The sequence below is a fragment of the Mesorhizobium sp. M0663 genome (genome assembly GCF_040320585.1).
Taxonomy (GTDB): Bacteria; Pseudomonadota; Alphaproteobacteria; order Rhizobiales; family Rhizobiaceae; genus Mesorhizobium.
This window is the reverse complement of sequence record NZ_JAMYPX010000014.1, coordinates 64,970-82,425: the sequence shown is the minus strand read 5'-3', so window position 1 is coordinate 82,425 and position 17,456 is coordinate 64,970. Positions and strand designations below refer to the sequence as shown.

Sequence of the window (17,456 nt, the reverse complement as noted above, 5' to 3'; positions counted from 1 at the left end):
GGAGGAACGATCATGAGCTTCAGTGAACACGACAAGAAGACATTCGTCGCCGATACCTGCAATGACTTTACGGCGCGCCGGATAACCAAACGCGACTTCATGAGGAAGATGGCGCTCGCTGGTGTCGGCTTTTCCGCCTTCGGATCAGCCATGCTAGGTGGCGGCCGCACCAGTCGGGGGATGCTGGGCCTCGGGGTTGAGGAAGCCCGCGCCCAGGACGCCGATATGCTGAAGTGGCTGGCCGACGTCGGCAAACCATATGCCGGCACCAAAATCCGCTACACCTCGGAAGCGACGCCGCCAACGATCGTTGCCAACCAGCTTGTCGCGGGTGAATTCACCAAGGCAACCGGCATTGAGGTGGAAGTCGAGATCGTGCCGCTGGAGCAGGTTCTCGCCAAGGCGACGCAAGACGTACAGGGCCAGCTGGGCACCTACGACGTCTACTATCTCGACCAGTCCTGGATGGCGACGTTTGCCCAGGATGTCGTCGATCCGCGCGAGTATTATGACCAGAACAAAGAACTGGCGATGCCCAACTTCGACTGGGACGATTTCTCCAAGCCGCTGGTCGACGGCATTGCCATGTACAACGGCAAACAGTGCGGAATTCCATTCGATATTCCGATCTTCATCCTGATGTACCGCAAGGATCTTTTCGACAAACACAACATTGCGCTGCCGACAGACCTCGACGCCTACCTCAAGGCCGTGCAGGCGCTCACAGAGGCAGAAAAAAGCAACGGCATCTTCGGCACCGCGTGCCAGGCGAAGTCCGGCCACTATTCGCTGGAATGCGACTGGACCTTCGCATTGTGGGGCCATGGCGGTTCGATCTTCAACAAAGACAAGAAGTTTGTCGGCAATGACGAACGCGGCGTGGCCGGGCTGCAATTCTATCAGGAGCTGGTCAAGAACTCGCCGCCCTCGGCGACGACGTGGACCTGGGACGGTCAGGGGCAGGCGTTGACACAGGGTCAGGCCGCCATGGCAATCACCTGGGGCGAGGATTTCCCCGGCTTCGACGCCAATGATTCCAAGGTCAAAGGCCTGTTCGAGGCCCTGCCCGCGCCCAAGGAGGTTCCTGGCCGTCGCGCCGCCGCCGATTGCGGCTTCAACGAAATCCCGGCCGTCGGCCACCAGGGCGGCTCGACGATCTCGCTGTCGCAGTATTCCAAGAACAAGGAAGCAGCATGGCTGTTCATGCAGTGGGTCTGCTCGAAGGATGTGATGGCGCGGGTATCGACGCTCGGCGGCGGCGCCTCGCCGATGCGCAATTCCTCTTTTACAGATCCTCGGGTCAAGGCGAAGGCCGTTGTCGGCCCCGGAACGACACGCCATTTCGACGCGATCAAATACACTATCGACAACCAGATGGGATCGGAGCCGGACATGCCGATCTGGGCGGATCTATCGAACAACGACATTCCGGTTGAGCTCGGCAAGTTGCTTACGGGCCAAGACTATGGCGGTGATGCCAAGGCATGCCTGGATGCCATTGCCGGCATTGTCGACGGCAAAGTCAAGGACGCCGGTCTTTAGCGGGTAATCGGTGATTTGGGCGAAGGCGGCTTCGGCCGCCCTCGCCGTTTGGTAATGTGGCGGCAATGGTTCCGGATCTCGTCATCGGCATCGATTCCTCGACCTCGGCAACCAAGGCGATCGCCTGGGACCGCAATGGTCTGGCCGTAGCCGAAGGTCGTGCACCGCTTGCAATGTCCAACCCGCGTTCGGGCTATTTCGAGCAGGATCCGGCCGAATGGTGGGCCTCGACGGTCACGGCGCTTCGTGGTGTCGCGGCAACAGTTTCGCCGGGACGCATTGCCGCCCTTGCGATTGCCAACCAACGCGAGAGCTTCGGCCTTTTCGACGAGCAGGGCCAGGCGGTCGGGCCCGCAACGCTCTGGCTCGATGAGCGCGCCCGTGGGAAAGCACGGCGCTTCGGCCAGAGTTTCGGCGCGACACGCGTCCACGCAATATCCGGCAAGCCGCTGGACGTTATTCCTTGCCTTTACCGCATGATCTGGTTCCGCGAGCAAGAGCCCGAGATTTTTGCCCGGGTGGAGCGAATGGCCGAAGTCCACGGCTATCTGGTCTTTCGCTTGAGCGGCCGGTGGGTGACGTCCACCGCATCCGCGGACCCGATGGGAATACTCGATATGCGAGCTATGGACTGGTCGAACGATATACTGGACGCAGCCGGCGTCGCCCGGCGCATGATGCCGGACCTGGCGCGGCCCGGCACCGTTCTGGGCCAACTGACTTCGGAAGCGGCCATGCTGACGGGCTTGCGGGAAGGCACGCCGATCGTCGCCGGCGGCGGCGACGGTCAATGCGCCGGCACGGGCGCGGGTGTGTTGCAGCCGCGATGCGCTTACATCAACCTCGGCACGGCGGTCGTCTCCGGCAGCTTCGGCACGGACTACGTCCACGACCAGGCCTTCCGCACCGAAACGGCGGTCGCCGATGATGGCTATATCTACGAGACGTGCCTTCGCGCCGGCACTTTTCTCGTCGACTGGATGGCGCGCGAGATGCTTGGCGTCGATCTGCATGGCGCAAATGATGCCCTGGAGACGCTCGAGGCCGAAGCCGCTGCCAGCCCGATCGGCGCAGGCGGCATAATGCTCCTGCCCTACTGGCAGGGCGTCATGGACCCACACTGGGATAGTGCGGCCCGTGGTGTGATTGCCGGGCTTTCGGGCTCCAGCCGCCGCGGCGACATCTATCGCGCCGTGCTGGAAGGCATAGCGCTGCATCAGGCCGCGACAAGTCAGCGGGCGGCTGCGGCTGCCGCCCAGACCATCGACCAGTTCATAGCGATCGGCGGAGGAGCGAAGTCCGACCTGTGGATGCAAATTCTGGCGGATGCACTCGATCGTCCCATAAAGCGTTCGACGACCGTCGAAGCCTCCTCGCTTGGCGCGGCGATGGCGGCGGCAAAGGGCGTGGGCTGGTTTTCCACCATCGCCGAAGCGTCGCTCGCAATGGCCAGCGAGCCGGCCAAAACCTTCGAACCGGACACGAAACGGGCCGCGCTCTACGCCGAACTTCTTGCGATCCATGCCGATCTTTGGCCAACGCTTTCAGCCTGGAACCAGCGCCTCGCTGCCTTCATGGAGGCCGATCATGGCTGAAACGACCAACTGGAACGCGTTGATCGAGGACGTTGTCGCGGGACGCTGGACAGATCCCAAGACAGGCGCGGCAGCGGACCTGCCGTTCCAGACGATCGAATTGCTGGAGACGACGGAGGGCCGCGAGGCGGATCTCGTTACACCCCTGGCGCTAGGCAGCCGCATCGCAGTTGTGTCCGATATCAACACCGTCGATGTGATGGGCAGGCGCGTCGCGAAGGCGCTGCGTGCCATCGCCGACATCGACGAAATCGTGCTGCCTGAAGGCCTCGACTGCGATGAGGCAACGATCCAGATGGTCAGGGAGAAGACGCGTCACGCCGACGGGATCGTGGCCGTCGGGTCGGGTGTCCTCAACGACAGCTGCAAGCATGCAACCTTCCTCGACGAGCGGCCCTATGCCGTCTTCGGCACGGCAGCCTCGATGAATGGCTACGGCGCCTCGACAGCGTCGGTGACCTTGGCCTCCGGGCTCAAGATCTCGCTGCCCTCACACGCGCCCCGGGGCATCTTCCTGGACCTTGGCGTGTCGGCCGCAGCGCCCGCCTGGCTCAGCGCCGCCGGGCTTGGCGACAGCCTCTGCCGCTCCACCGCCCAGATCGACTGGTGGGCTTCGCATCGGCTGTTCGACACTTACTATTCTGAGGTGCCCTACCTGCTGCAGGCGGGCGATGAGGAGCCGATGCTGGCCCATGCGCCTGGCCTTGCCAGGCATGACGTCACCGCTGTCGGGCATCTCCAGCGCGTCCTGACGCTGTGCTCGATGGGCGTGTGCTTTGCCGGCGTTTCCCATCCCGGGTCCATGGGAGAGCACCAGATTTCCCATTGGGTCGACATGTTCGCGCAAGACCATCATCCCGGCACCACGCACGGCCAGCAGGTTGGGGTTGCCTCGCTGGTCATGGCGCGTCTGCAAGCGCGGCTGCTGGACATGAAAGAGCCGCCGCAGGTGAAGCCGACCGCCATCGACGAAGCGGCGATGCTGGCCCGCTATGGCGCGCAGCTTGGACCACTTTGCATTGCCGAGACGAAGAAGACGGCACTCGACGCCAGCCAGACGGAAATCTTCAACCGCAGGCTTGCGGAAATCTGGCCGGCGCTGCGCCAGGAGGTTCGGCCCATGGCAATGCCGGTCGCCCGCATGGAGGCAGCACTCAAGGCTGCGGGAGGGCCGGTCACCGGCGCGGAACTAGGCCTGCCGCGCGCGCTTTGGCACGACGCCGTTCGCTATTCGCGGGAAATCCGCGGTCGATGGTCCTTCATCAATCTGGCCGCCGATGCGGGACTCTTGGAAGAGTTTCTGGAGAGCGAATGGTGAGAGCGCATCCGATCGCCAATAGCTCGCATGGCGAAAATGCGATCCAACCGGCAAGGGCAATCGAAGGGTAGCAATTTATGGCGTCTGTCACCATCAGCAACATAAAGAAGGACTATGGCGCCCTCTCGATTATCGATGGACTCGATCTCTCGATCGAGGATGGCCAGTTCGTCGTTCTGTTGGGGCCGTCCGGCTGCGGCAAGTCCACGCTGTTGCGCATGATAGCCGGTCTCGAGCCCATCACATCCGGTGAGATCGCCATAGGCGACAGGGTCGTCAACACGCTCCATCCCAAAGACCGCAACATCGCGATGGTCTTCCAGAATTACGCGCTTTATGCGCACATGACCGTCTTCGACAACATGGCCTTTTCCATGCAGTTGAAGAAACGCCCAACCGAAGAAATCAAACAGAAGGTCGGATGGGCGGCGGCGATCCTCAATCTGACCCCCTATCTGGAACGGTACCCCCGCCAGCTTTCGGGCGGTCAGCGGCAGCGCGTCGCCATGGGCCGCGCCATCGTGCGGGACCCAACTGTGTTCCTGTTCGACGAACCGCTGTCCAATCTCGATGCCAAGCTGCGGGTGCAGATGCGCACCGAAATCAAGGAACTCCACCAGCGGCTGAAGACCACCACCGTCTATGTCACGCATGACCAGATCGAGGCCATGACCATGGCCGATGTCATCGTCATCATGCGCGACGGCCATATCGAGCAGATCGGGCGCCCGCTCGATGTCTACGATCGCCCGGCAAACCTCTTCGTCGCCTCTTTCATCGGCTCGCCCGCAATGAACATGTTCCATGGCGAGGTGGCTTCCGAGCGCGACGCCTGGGTGGTGCGGACCGACGAGCTATCCCTCCCGCTCCCGCCAGGGGCTGCGGTCCGGCCCGGCCAAAAGGTGATCTACGGCATTCGCCCCGAACATCTTCGACCAGTGGCCGACGGGCGCGGCATTCCGGCGAGGATTGCGGTTGTCGAGCCGACTGGCCCCGAAATCCACATCTTTGCCAGCATGGGCAACGTCGCAATCTGCTCGGTGCTGCATGACCGCATGGAGCTCTCTCCTGGAGCTGTGATTCATCTGGAGCCGGCGCCTGAGCGAATCCACCTGTTCGACCAAGGCAGCGGCGAGCGGCTGGACAAGGGAAGAAGTTGAATGGCGCGGATCATCATCCTCGGCGCCGGCGTCATGGGCTCTGCCATGACGCTTCCGGCCGCTCACGCTGGTAACCGCATCACTCTTGTCGGGACCCATCTCGATGAGGAGATCGTCGGCTCGGTGGCCAGCACAAGTCATCACCCACGCCTCAACATCACTCTGCCTGATGTGGTAACCGCCTGTTCCTGGACCGAATTCGGGGCGGCGATGAACGATGGACCCGATCTGCTTGTACTCGGCGTCTCGTCGGCCGGCATTCCTTGGGCGATCGACCGCATTGCAGAAAGCATCAAGTCGCCCGTGCCGATACTGATGATTACGAAAGGACTTGCAGCAAGCGACGAAGGCGTGGAAATCCTGCCACATCTGCTTGCCCACGAGATCGAGCAACGCACTGGCTTGTCTGTCCCGGTGATGGCCGTCGGCGGACCGTGCATTGCCGGCGAACTGGCGGCGCAGCGCGACACCTCTGTGATCGTGGCCGGGCATGATCCCGACCAGGTCGCCGCGGCGTCGCGCATTCTGCGCGCGCCTTTCTATCATGCGCGATCGTCATCCGATCTCGTCGGCGTCGAGATCTGCGCCGCTTTCAAGAATTTCTACACACTCGCCGTTGGGGCTCCCGTCGGGCTGCTCGAGCGCGACGGCAAGGCGCCCAATGGCGCACTCATGCACAACCTAGCCTCGTCGCTTTTCTCGCAGTCCCTCGCCGAGATGGCGATTCTGGTCGAAGCTCTGGGTGGAAAGGTCGAAACAGTGCTGGGGCTGGCCGGCTCCGGCGATCTTTATGTGACCTGCCAGGCGGGCCGTAACGGTCGCATGGGGCGCCTGCTCGGCCGCGGCCTGCCATATTCGGTGGCGAAGCGCGAACATATGAGTTCGGACACGGTCGAGGGCGCGCAACTGGCGCTGGACCTTGGTCCGACTTTGAAGAATATGATGGCCCGGGGTGTGCTTCCCCACGATCGCCTGCCGCTGACGACTGCCATCATCGACGCAATTTGCCATGATGCTCCGCTGGTTTTGTCCTTCGACCGCTATCATCGAGGCTAGCGGAGCCGGGAAACTCGATTGATGCCTCATATCGATGAGCACATGGCTCCGCCGAGCCGCTCTGGACCCGCTGCCGCGGAGTGGACAGGATGATCTGATGGAGAAACCCGCACGAAAGAAACGCGACGGCCGCCAAGCCGTAACGAGTTCCGTCACGTCCGATCGCGAGGAAGGGCTGCTCGTGCGCGCCGCCTGGCTTGCTTATGTCGGTGACCTCACCCAGGCGCAAATCGCCAAGTCTCTTGGCCTGACACGCCTTCGCGTCAACCGGATGCTGGCGCATGCCCGTCAGCGGGGGATCGTTCAGATTCGCATCAATTCCAAGGTGGCGAACTGCATCGAGCTGGAGAACCGGCTGCGGGACGCCTATGGCGTTTCCGACCCAATCGTGGTTCCGACACCGCCCGATCCTACCCTGGTGCCACAGGTCATCGCAGCCGCTGCCGGTGAAGCCCTGTCGCATAGAATCCGTGACGGGATATCGGTGGGCGTGGGATGGGGACGGACGCTCCAGCTTAGTCTGCGGTCAGTGACCGTACGCCCCGTCAGAGGGATGTCGGTCGTTTCCCTGCTCGGCGGGCTCACGCGTGGATCGGCGATCAACATCTATGAAATCGCCTCGCGGCTCGCGGCGCTTTTCGATGCGGAATGCTTCTACATCGCGGCACCGGTGTTCACGGATACGGAGGCCACGCGCGATCTGCTTATGCGCCAGTCCATTCTGGAAGACGCCTTCACCCATGCCCGCGACGTTGACGCCGCTTTCGTTTCTGTAGGCGCGGTGCACAAGGACGCCACCATCTTTCGGATCGGACTGGTAGGAGACGATGATCTCAGATCGCTGCGCGAAGCCGGAGCCGTCGGCGATATTTGCGGCCACTGGATCGGCGCCGACGGACAACTCGTCGATCACCCGCTAAACAGCCGTGTCATCGGCCTCGCCCCCGAACATCTGCGCGACGTCGACACTGTGATTCTGCCCTCCGGCGGCCTCGACAAGGTTCCGGTGCTGCGCGCCGTGTTGCGTCTGGGAGTCGTCGATGTGCTGATCACCGACGAGAAAACCGCTGAGGCGATCCTTGCGGAAAAGCCGTAGCGCAGACTGACCTCTACCAGCAGAGCGGCTCGCGAGTGATCGCTTCTTCGCGTCACAGAACCTCGTGGATTTCCTCGATCGAAGTCTCGCCGATCCGCTTGTCGAGAACGATCTCGCCGCGCGCCATCGCCACGACCCGGTCACAGCATTCGAAAACATGATGCATGTTGTGGCTGATGAAGACGCTGGTGATGTTCTGGGCCTTGAGGGCGCGAACGAAGCCGATCACCTTTCGCGTCTCCTTCACCGAGAGATGATTGGTCGGCTCGTCGAGGATCATGACTTTCGACTTGAAGTGCATGGCCCGGGCGATCGCGACGCCTTGGCGCTGGCCGCCCGACAGTTCGCCGACCAGCGCATCGGGCGACCTCAGATGCAGATCGACGTCGGCGATCGCCTTGACGCTTTCGTCACGCATGCGCTTCTGGTCCAGGATGCCGATGCCGAAAACCGAGCCCTTCACCGGCTCGCGTCCGATGAAAACATTGCGGGCGATGGTCATGGTCGGGACCATCGAATTGTACTGGTAGATCGTCTCGATGCCGCGATCCATGGCGTCGCGCGGGTTCGAGAAGCGGACCGGTTCACCGTCGATCCTGATCTCGCCGCCATCGGGCTTTTGGGTGCCTGACAAGATGTTGATCAGCGTCGATTTGCCGGCGCCGTTGTCGCCGACGAGGCCCAGCGCCTCGTCTGGATAAATGTCCAGAGTGACGTTCTTCAAGGCGTGGACGCCGGAATACCATTTCTGGAGTCCCTTGATCGCGATGATGGGTGCCGCCATGATCAGGTCTCCACCTTCATTGCCCTGCCCCGCTTTCGAAGCCAGGCGTTCACGACGACCGCGAAGATAGTCAGGAAGCCGATTGCCATCTTGAACCAGTTGGCGTCAACCTGGCTCAGCACCAGTCCGTTGTCGATGACGCGGATCAGGGCAGCCCCGATGATGCCGCCGAAGATGGTGCCGATGCCGCCAGCCAGCGAGGCGCCACCGATGACGGCAGCCGACACAGCTTGCAACTCCAGCCCCTCGCCGATCGAAGGCAGCGGCGCGCCGAGCCGCATCACCTGAATGGTGCCGGCAAAGCCGGCGAGCACCGAACAGATCATGAAGCAGGCGACCTTCACCCGGGCCGTCGGGATGCCCATCGATTGCGCGGCGGGTAGAAAGCCGCCGGTGGCGCGCACCCAGTTGCCGAAATTCGTGCGTGACAGAAGCACCGTCGCCAGGATTGCCACGGCGACAAACCAGAAGAACGACATGCGAAAGAGGTCGCCCGGCCCCACATAGATCGTAAACAGCCATTTGGGCAGAGCGTTGGCTGGGATAACAGGAGGGAAGCCACCGGAGATTACCACTGTCAGCGAACGCGCGATGAACAGCATGCCGAGCGTGGTGATGAAGCTTGGTATCGCGAAACGAATCGTTATGAACCCGTTGAAGAAGCCAATCAGGGCGGCGATCGCGAGCCCGGCGGCAAAGGCCGGCGCGAACGGCACGCCTGCCGCCAGCATCACCGCCATGGTCATCGGGGTCAGCGCAAAGACCGAGCCTACGGAAAGATCAAACTCCCCGCATATCATCAGCAGGGTCACGCCGATCGCGACCAGCCCCATTTCGGGCAGCAGCCCAAGCATTCCGCGCACGTTCTGTGTGTTCAGAAATACGCCGTTCGAGCGGATCTGAAAGACGAGGAGGAGGAGGAGCAGGAACACAACCGCCGCAAGCTCCGGCTTCTCCAGATAAATCTTCATCAAGCGCTTCATCATTCGCTCCGGCTTGGGATTGTTTGCGCTGGCTTGTCGCATCGGCAAGGGGGATGGCGGCAGTGTGTCTTCTACCGCCTTTGACGGGGGAGATGCCGTTGGAGGATGGGACGGACCCAACGCCCAGGGCCGTGCTGCCTGGCCCTCCCCCTTGCCCTCTCCGCGTAAAGAACGAGGAGAGGACGCCGGCTTCGCGCCTACCGCACGCCTTGTGCGGCCAGTTCCTTGAGCTTTGGCACGTCTTCCTTGACGATGATGCCCTTGCCGGTGTCGATGTCTGCCGGCAGCAGACCGACGGTCTTGGCGAGATAGGCTTCCATCACCGGCATGAAGCCCTGCATGTAGGGCTGCTGGTCGACCTGGACCTGGATGTAACCCGCTTCCATCTGTTGCAGGACTTCCGAGACGATGTCGAAGCCGCCCATCAGCACCTTGCCCGGCTCGATGCCGCGATCGATCAGGACCTGGGCCACGTAGGCATGCCAAAGGCCGGTGTCGAAATACACCGTGGTGTCCGGGTGGGCAGACAGATAGGCGCCAACACGATCGGCGACGACGGCGCCATCTGTGCCGGTGTCGAGCCGTTCAATGACCACTTCGCGTCCGGCATTCGCGGCCTTGTATTCCTCAAGGAACTTCATGACGCCGGCAGCGCGCTGTTCCGACCAGTTCTGACCGGGCGCGGAGACGCCGACGAGCGCCCTGATCTTGCCTTCCTTGGGGAAGAACTCGGACATCTTCTTGCCGAGTTCGTAGCCGGCGGGAATGAAGCCCTGGCCGATGAAAGCCTGGCGGGCATTGCCGGCTGCACCCTCGGTGTCGTCGACGTTGGACGCGATGACCGTGACGCCGGCAGCGCGGGCGTCGGCGATGATCTGGTCGAAGGCATTGTTGTCGACGATCGAGGTGATCAGCGCGTCCGGTTTTGCCGCGAGTGCCGCCTGCATGTTGGCCGATTGTTGCTCGATCGAGCCTTCGGTCTGCGTGAAGACCATCTGGCAATTGGCTTGGATCTTGGCGCAGGCGTCGTCAAACCCCTTCTTCACCGCCTGCCAGAACGGGTTCGACGCCGACGAATGATGCGTGAAGACGATGTTCATCGGCTCCTGTGCGCGTGAGCCGATTGCCGAGCCTCCAGCCAGTACTGCTCCCAAGGCTGCCGAGATAAGTAGCTTCTTCATGGTTCTCCTCCTCCGTAGAAAGCTGCTTCAGGTTCATTTTCAGAGAGTAGATGCGTCAGTCACCCGTCGAAGCGCCGTGAAGGCGCGATCGATCTCCGGGTTCAGTTCCATGCCGAGGCCCGGTCCGGGAGGCACGGTGATCATGCCGTTCTTCACCTGCGGCAAAGCGGTCACAAGGTCGCGGTACCAGGTCTTGTAAAAGGCCCTGACACTCTCCTGGACAAGCGCGTTCGGCGCATTCAGCGACAGGTGGGTCGATGCGCCGAGCACCACTGGACCGGTGCAGTCGTGTGGCGCGACCGGCAGGTGCCATGCTTCAGCCATGGCAGCGATCTTGCGCGCCTCCGAGAGCCCGCCGCACCAGCTGATATCAAGCATGATGACACCGGCCGCTCCGGTTTCGAGAAGGTCGCGGAAGGCCCACCGGGAACCGAGCGTTTCCGAGGCCGATATTGGCGCCAGCGAAGCCTCGGCATAGCGTTTCAGGCTGGACAGGCTGTCCATCCTGATCGGATCTTCGTGCCAGAAGGTCTTGTAGGGGGCAAGCTCGCGAGCGATCTGCATGGCCGGCAGCAGCTGCCACATTGAATGGAATTCAACCATGATGTCCATCTTGTCGCCGACCGCATTGCGGATTTTCTCGAATGGCGCCAGCGCGGAATTCAAGTCGGGCTGCGATATATACTGGCCGCGCGTTTTCTCGGCGGCCATGTCGAAGGGCCAGATCTTCATGGCCGTGATGCCTTCCTCCAACAACGAATGCGCCAGTTCGTCGGCGCAGTGAAGGAAGCCGTTCAGATCATCATAGGCGTCGCCGGCCTTGTCGAGCCCGTAGTTGGCCGTCGTCTGCCCGGTGGCCTTCTTGATGTATTCGGTTCCGGCACAGGTGTTGTAGGTCCTGATCTCGTGCCGTGTGAAACCGCCGAGGAGCTGTGCGATCGGCTGACCCGTCGCCTTTCCGAACAGATCCCAAAGCGCGATATCGAAAGCGGAGTTGCCCCTGACTTCCGCGCCCGTCGATCGGAAACCGAGATAGCCGACGAGGTCGGTGGCAAGCAGGTCGATCTGCAAGGGGTCGCGCCCGATCACGCACGGCGCGACGTATTCGTGCAGATAGGTCTCGACGGTTTCAGCCATGAAGAAGGTCTCGCCCAGTCCGACGAGACCTTCGTCCGAGTGAACCAGAACCCAGAGAAGGTTCGGCCGCTCCTTGAGCCGCAGCGTTTCCAGTTTCGTGATCTTCATTGCGCCCTCGCTCCTCAGGCGATGCCGGCCGCCAGCAGGGCCTTGACGCTCTCGTCAAAATGCCTTGCCATCAGGTCACGAGCGGACTGAGGATCACCGGTCTCGATTGCTTCGGCGAGGTCGATATGGATCTGGATCATCTCCAACTGCTTGGCATCCGAAGGGCGGCTCCGCCAGCCGATCGGCCAGGTCTGCCGCGATACGCGCTCGAACGCGCCGACGATGAGGCTGAAAACCGGATTCTTCGCAGCCTTGGCGATTTCGAGGTGAAAGGCGAGATCGTGCTCCATGACCTGTTCCGGCCGCTGGAAATTCTCGCGCATGGCGAGCGCGTGCGTCCTGATCCTTTCCACTTCGTCGGCTGTTCTGCGCAAGGCCGCCAGCATGGCGGTGCGGGTCTCAATCGTGCGGCGCACGTCGTAGATTTGCTGCACCGTGATCTGCTCGGTGTGGACGCCATGCTCGATCACCAGTGACATGGCGCCATAATCCAGCTCGGCGACGGTAGCCCGTCTGCCCGCCCTCAGGTCGATAAGCCGCATGGCGGCGAGCGAGCTGAAGGCCTCGCGAACCACGGTACGCGAGACGCTCAATTGTCTCGAAAGCGCGGCCTCGCTGGGCAGCCGGTCGCCGGGCCCGAGCTCATTCGCGCGGATATGGCGCGTGATCTCGCTGATCGTATTGCTGACCAGGCTCGCTGCGTCGGAATGTGTTGCGGGTACGGCCGTGCTCACGCAATCTCCAGTTCAAGGCAAACCTGTATGGCAGGTTTTCTAGATGTGCCGTTAGTACTTAGCAAAGCTGTATGTCAACATCCAGTGGCCATCGTCGCCGGGAACTGGTGACCAGAGCTTGCATGACCGATGCTCTTGACGCGACGGAGGCCGGTCGGCCGGGGCGGCGCCTGCGGGATCGAACAGGCGATCATCTCGCTTGGGTGGGCTGGATTTCTCGTCGTGAACACCGGCGGGCGGCCGACCATGCCGCCCGAAATATCTCGGCGGACGATTCACTGATATTTCGATCGACGCACCCCATATGGGTGGACAGGGTATCGCTTGAGGATTTGCCTATGCTGATTTCGCGTTGGGGACGGTTTGCAGTTTTGTTTGCGGGGTTGTTCCTGGCGTTTTCCATAGTCGCTGTGGATCACGCCGATGCGCGCCGTGGCGGCAGCTTCGGCAGTCGCGGCATGCGCACTTTCCAGCCGGTCCCGCCGACCAGAGTTGCGCCGCAACCGGCCGCACCGGTCGAGCGCTCGATGACGCCCAATGCGGCCACGAACAATGCGACCCGTCAGCCGCAGGCATTCCAGCGCCCGGGCTTCTTCAACGGTCTAGGCGGATCGATGATGCGTGGGCTGCTTCTCGGCGGTTTGATCGGCGTTCTTCTGGGCCATGGGTTCGGCGGCTTGGCCGGCATGTTGGGTCTTTTGCTCCAAGTACTGCTGTTCGGCGGCGCGATCATGCTGGCGATCCGCTTTTTCCGCTCGCAGGCGGCGCAAAGCCCAGCGCCCGCTATGGCGGGTGTCTCGCGCGGTACAGCGAGCTTTGGGCGCAACGCAGCAGCCCGGCCCGAGCCAAGCAACGCCACAGCGTTCCCCATTCGGGCTATTGGGTCAGGATATGGCGGAACGAGCCAAGGCAATCCTTCCCAAGCCAGTGCTTCCGATGAGATCACACTCACCCAAACCGATCTCGACACGTTCCAACAGCGGCTGACGGAAGTTCAGGAAGCATTCGGGCGTGAGGACCATGCTGCATTGCGCCGGTTGGTGACGCCCGAGATGGTGTCCTATCTGTCCGAGGAACTTGCCGATAACGCCAAAAAGGGCCTCAGGAACGAGGTATCGGATGTGGGCCTGCTGGAGGCCGATATTGCGGAAAGTTGGCGGGAGGGTGATCGCGACTACGCGACGGCTGCTTTGCGCTATGAATCTCGCGACGTGACCCGCGATCGCATCAGCGGCAAGATCGTTGAGGGCCAGGCCGATCGGCCGACGGAGACAACCGAACTGTGGACCTTCATGCGCCAGGACGGCGGTGAGTGGAAACTCGCCGCAATACAGCAGCCTGGCTGATGTGCATTGCCTCGACTGAAGGGGTCCCGCTACCACTGGACAGCCAGCCCGCCTTTGCGGCGCGCTGGGTCTTGGATAGGGTCACGGTCATGCAACGTACTTGTACTTGTCAATCCGTTACTGAGTGGTGCGGTAACTCGGTAGGCGGCGTTGCCGCCGTGTCGAGCTGATCAGTCAATCGATTCTTCAGCACGTCGATGAGGCTGACGGTGATGGCGATCACCGCGGGGCCGAGGACAAGGCCGGATGCTCCGAACAGGACGATGCCGCCGACCGAGCCGATAAAGGCCACCACCGTGTGGAGGCGCAACCGGTTCCCGACAAGCATCGGATAGAGCAGATTGTCGATGCCGCCGACGATGACGCCGCCCCAGACGGTCAATATCGCCGCGCTGGCCCAAGCTCCCTGCAGTGCGAGATAGACCGCTGCGGGCACCCAGATCACAAATGCCCCGAGAACAGGCACGATGGCAAGAAGCCCCATGACAAGGCCCCAAAAGATTGGCGTCGGCAGGCCGAGCCACCAGAACATCAGGCCAGCCAATGTTCCCTGGACGGCGGCGACGAACACGGTGCCGAGTAGTGTTGCATGGACGGTCTCGCCGGCACCACTGAAGGCGCCGTGTTTGGCGGCATCGACACTGTGGCAATCTCGAAGCGCGCGCCCTGACGCCGCAGGCCGTCAATCTGATCCTGAAGCGGCGCATCGCCGAGGCCGGGCTCGATCCGCAAGCCTTCTCCGCCCACAGCCTGCGCTCCGGCTATCTCACCGAAACCGCACGCCGCAGCAGGCCTCGAACTACTACAATGACGGAACGCACGCTCGGGCGGGCGGCGCGGATAATCGCCTGAGTCGCAATTCGATCCGACCCTTTCGGCGTTAGCTCCAGGACAAGTGGTTTCGAGGCAGCCGGCGTCCCGGATCGATCACCTTGACCTGGTGCGGGAGCACCTCCCCCCAACTCCATAGCACGAGGTTCTGATCGGATGTGCCGGCACCTGGCGCGAAGCTGGGCACGAGAATGCCGAACTTCCCTTCAGCAACGAAGCGGTCATGGATGCTCCATGACGACGGCCGTTTGCCATCTGCGAGAAAATCCATCCAGGCACAAGCCATATCTTCGAACCGGATCCCGGCGTCGGCCTGGCCTTGCGCCGTCCTCAGATCGACAATGTCATCGCAATCGATCTCGTATGAGCAAAGCACGCAGGGATGAATGCGATTTGCAAAACCCTGATTGGCCTCCTTCACGGCCGTCATGATGTCGAGCGCCAGATAAAGCGTACGCACACCTTTCGGGTTGAACCTGGCACCCCGAATAGCCGCTCCGTCGCCTGAGATAGGCTGGAAGGACCACCGCGGATCATGGGCGCGGTGGCAAATTCCGGCAAACCTCAAGAAAAGCCACCAACGGCGACATGATCCAGGTAGTCGCGAACCGCGCTGGCCTTGCCTTCCTTAACCAGAGCTTCCGCCGTCCGCCCGCCGAATGCCGGTATCGGCTGGGCCCGGTACCAGGCCATCGCCTGCTCCTTGCCTCCAGCCCAGTCGATCACCCTGCTGATGATCTCAAGCATTTCACGAAGGCGACCTTGCGTCTTTGCAGCACGGCTACGCTCAGCCCTATAGAGGGTTTCCCGCGCAAGACCCGCCGTCTCGGCAAGCTGACCTTTGGACATACCGAATCCATCCGCAACCTGGGCGACAGCGATCTTCCCAGCCCGATCCATATAGGACAGCACCAACGGTTCGTTCTGAACTGGAACTTTCAACGCTTGGATCATCCCTGTCCCCCTTGCCATATCCAGAAACACATTTCTTGTGCATAAGATATGGCATTAGCGACGGATTACAAGCCTCGGCTGGCTGATGAGACGTCGTTGAGGCCTCACCAGACGCATTCACACGTTCGTGTTCTGGCACATTCCTTGTGTGTACAAAAACCCCAAAAAACGGCCCCGAAACCGGCCAAATGCACGCACAACGTCCAGTTCTCCCGATCGGCCGCCCATTGGCGAACCCCGCGTCTCGACCGAGGATCGGGCGACCGACGCCCAAGTCGACGAGGTCAAGGCGGCTGGCTGCCGCCTCGTCCACCAGGAGCACGGCTCCGGCGCCTCGCCCTCCCGGCCGGTGCTGGCGAAGCTGATGCGCGAGATAGCCGCATGGGGGACACACCGCTATGGCGATATAGCGCCCAGAAGCTCCAGGGTCGCCGCCGGCGATAGCCTGCCAAGACGGTCACCCACGCTTGCCCTGGGCACCCGTAATGGAAACGATGGCGGGCGCTACCGTGACGAACAGTATATAATACTCACCGGCAGCAAGCTGGTTGAGGAAAGCCCCACCGTCATGAAGCCAATGAACGAAGAGCACCTCGCGGTCCTACGCAGGCACATGGTCGAGATGATTGCAATCCATACCGACCTTGCAAGCGAAGAACTCGGCAAGGCGGCGCTCGATGAGCGGGTGATGGCAGCGATGCGGCGAGTGCCGCGGCATCTCTTCGTGCCAGCCTCGGTTGCACCTTATGCCTACCAGGACATGCCGCTGCCGATCGGCTTCAATAAAACCGTCTCGCAGCCATTCATCGTCGCTCTCATGACCGATCTCCTTGCTCCCCAACCGCACGAGGCGGTGCTCGAGATCGGCACTGGCCTGGGCTATCAAACCGCAATCCTCGCGGAACTCGCCGGGCAGGTTTGGAGCGTAGAAATCATCGAGGAATTCGTAAGCCGTGCGGAGGCTCTCCTGCAGGAGCTAGGCTTATCCAATGTCGGCATTCGTGTCGGAGACGGGTCTCGCGGCTGGCCCGAGCACGCCCCATTCGACAAGATCCTGGTCACGGCGGCGGCCGAGCAGACACCGCCCGCTTTCCTGAAGCAACTCAAGCCGGGGGGACGGCTGGTTCTGCCTTTGGGAGCTAAAGAAGCACAGTTTCTGACCGTCATCGACAAGGATGCGGCAGGGCAGCTCGAGACCCGGAAACTCATCCCGGTTCGGTTCAGCCGGCTCGAAACCGTCTAGTGAGGTGCGACAACTGGCGCGACCGCGCTTTTCCGACCGTCAATCAGATGCCAGCCTTCCGCGTTTCTTCGCCCTTGCAATCTCGACCGTGGCTTCGGCGCCGATCTGGGGCTCTAGCGCACTCGGTTGACTTCACCGGAACTCAGGCTCGAGTCGGGCGACAGGATTCGATCGGGCAGCGAGAGCGTTCCCGTGCCGGATAACCCGAAAAGTTCAGGCTGACCGCGGGATCATCTGTCGGGAAGGTCTAGGTTCAGCGCAACCGGACCGACACCCACGGGAATGTTGAAATTTCGGTTTTTGAGCGCCTCGGCCTTACCGGTGATATGAATGCCGCCCTCCAGCGCGTTCTGCTTCTGCTCGGCCTCGAGCGAGGCCATGATCTGTT

The 17,456-nt window shown here is 62.0% G+C and carries 17 protein-coding genes and 1 pseudogene; 9 read left to right on the top strand and 9 right to left on the bottom strand.

Going from position 1 to position 17,456, the window contains the following annotated elements:
• The first annotated feature begins 12 nt into the window (after positions 1–12).
• The 6 genes from NKI54_RS22410 (at position 13) to NKI54_RS22385 (ending at position 7,767) form a co-directional block, all read left to right on the top strand.
• Positions 13–1,542 (top strand): ABC transporter substrate-binding protein, encoded by a 1,530-nt coding sequence (locus NKI54_RS22410; RefSeq protein WP_352692430.1) that lies wholly within the window; start codon positions 13–15, stop codon positions 1,540–1,542.
• A gap of 65 nt (positions 1,543–1,607) precedes the next feature.
• A complete protein-coding gene (locus tag NKI54_RS22405; RefSeq protein ID WP_352692429.1) occupies positions 1,608–3,137 on the top strand; it encodes a xylulokinase in 1,530 nt (509 codons plus the stop codon).
• The gene (locus NKI54_RS22400; RefSeq protein ID WP_352692428.1) at positions 3,130–4,455 is read left to right on the top strand and encodes an iron-containing alcohol dehydrogenase; all 1,326 of its coding nucleotides are present in this window, start codon (positions 3,130–3,132) and stop codon (positions 4,453–4,455) included. Before NKI54_RS22405 ends, NKI54_RS22400 begins: the two co-directional genes overlap by 8 nt.
• Before the next feature lie 77 nt (positions 4,456–4,532).
• Entirely contained in the window at positions 4,533–5,615 is a 1,083-nt protein-coding gene (locus NKI54_RS22395) for an ABC transporter ATP-binding protein (protein ID WP_352692427.1), read from the top strand.
• A complete protein-coding gene (locus tag NKI54_RS22390; protein WP_352692425.1) occupies positions 5,616–6,671 on the top strand; it encodes a hypothetical protein in 1,056 nt (351 codons plus the stop codon).
• 97 nt (positions 6,672–6,768) lie between these two features.
• The gene (locus tag NKI54_RS22385) at positions 6,769–7,767 is read left to right on the top strand and encodes a sugar-binding transcriptional regulator (RefSeq protein ID WP_198023607.1); all 999 of its coding nucleotides are present in this window, start codon (positions 6,769–6,771) and stop codon (positions 7,765–7,767) included.
• A gap of 52 nt (positions 7,768–7,819) precedes the next feature.
• Here NKI54_RS22385 and NKI54_RS22380 read toward each other — a convergent pair whose 3' ends face one another.
• The 5 genes from NKI54_RS22380 to NKI54_RS22360 all read right to left on the bottom strand — a co-directional run bounded on the left by NKI54_RS22380 (position 7,820) and on the right by NKI54_RS22360 (position 12,694).
• A complete protein-coding gene (locus NKI54_RS22380) occupies positions 7,820–8,551 on the bottom strand; it encodes an ATP-binding cassette domain-containing protein (protein WP_023678772.1) in 732 nt (243 codons plus the stop codon).
• Between the two features lie 2 nt (positions 8,552–8,553).
• The gene (locus NKI54_RS22375; RefSeq protein WP_023678771.1) at positions 8,554–9,534 is read right to left on the bottom strand and encodes an ABC transporter permease; all 981 of its coding nucleotides are present in this window, start codon (positions 9,532–9,534) and stop codon (positions 8,554–8,556) included.
• 197 nt (positions 9,535–9,731) lie between these two features.
• Positions 9,732–10,715: a sugar ABC transporter substrate-binding protein gene (locus NKI54_RS22370; protein WP_352692424.1), complete on the bottom strand. Its 984-nt coding sequence runs from the start codon at positions 10,713–10,715 to the stop codon at positions 9,732–9,734.
• A gap of 39 nt (positions 10,716–10,754) precedes the next feature.
• Entirely contained in the window at positions 10,755–11,960 is a 1,206-nt protein-coding gene (locus NKI54_RS22365) for a mandelate racemase/muconate lactonizing enzyme family protein (protein ID WP_352692423.1), read from the bottom strand.
• 14 nt (positions 11,961–11,974) lie between these two features.
• On the bottom strand, positions 11,975–12,694 hold the full coding sequence (locus NKI54_RS22360; protein WP_352692422.1) for a FadR/GntR family transcriptional regulator: 720 nt from the start codon (positions 12,692–12,694) through the stop codon (positions 11,975–11,977).
• 341 nt (positions 12,695–13,035) lie between these two features.
• Between NKI54_RS22360 and NKI54_RS22355 the strand changes: the two genes are divergently transcribed.
• Positions 13,036–14,040, top strand: a complete 1,005-nt coding sequence (locus NKI54_RS22355) for a Tim44 domain-containing protein (protein WP_352692482.1) — start codon at positions 13,036–13,038, stop codon at positions 14,038–14,040.
• Between the two features lie 109 nt (positions 14,041–14,149).
• Here NKI54_RS22355 and NKI54_RS22350 read toward each other — a convergent pair whose 3' ends face one another.
• Positions 14,150–14,611: an AI-2E family transporter gene (locus NKI54_RS22350; protein WP_352692421.1), complete on the bottom strand. Its 462-nt coding sequence runs from the start codon at positions 14,609–14,611 to the stop codon at positions 14,150–14,152.
• 74 nt (positions 14,612–14,685) lie between these two features.
• Here NKI54_RS22350 and NKI54_RS22345 point away from each other — a divergent pair.
• A pseudogene (locus tag NKI54_RS22345) lies at positions 14,686–14,827 on the top strand (integrase); the annotation flags it as partial.
• Positions 14,828–14,920: 93 nt separating this feature from the next.
• Here NKI54_RS22345 and NKI54_RS22340 read toward each other — a convergent pair.
• A complete protein-coding gene (locus tag NKI54_RS22340) occupies positions 14,921–15,439 on the bottom strand; it encodes an RES family NAD+ phosphorylase (protein WP_352692420.1) in 519 nt (172 codons plus the stop codon).
• Positions 15,436–15,825 carry an antitoxin Xre/MbcA/ParS toxin-binding domain-containing protein gene (locus NKI54_RS22335; RefSeq protein WP_352692419.1) on the bottom strand — a complete coding sequence of 130 codons (390 nt, stop codon included), beginning with the start codon at positions 15,823–15,825 and terminating at the stop codon, positions 15,436–15,438. Before NKI54_RS22335 ends, NKI54_RS22340 begins: the two co-directional genes overlap by 4 nt.
• Positions 15,826–16,393: 568 nt before the next feature.
• Between NKI54_RS22335 and NKI54_RS22330 the strand changes: the two genes are divergently transcribed.
• Positions 16,394–17,068, top strand: coding sequence for a protein-L-isoaspartate(D-aspartate) O-methyltransferase (locus tag NKI54_RS22330; RefSeq protein ID WP_352692481.1), 675 nt, complete (start codon positions 16,394–16,396; stop codon positions 17,066–17,068).
• 230 nt (positions 17,069–17,298) lie between these two features.
• On the opposite strand, the gene NKI54_RS22325 is transcribed toward NKI54_RS22330, so the two are convergent.
• Entirely contained in the window at positions 17,299–17,448 is a 150-nt protein-coding gene (locus NKI54_RS22325; protein WP_352692418.1) for a hypothetical protein, read from the bottom strand.
• Positions 17,449–17,456: the final 8 nt, after the last annotated feature.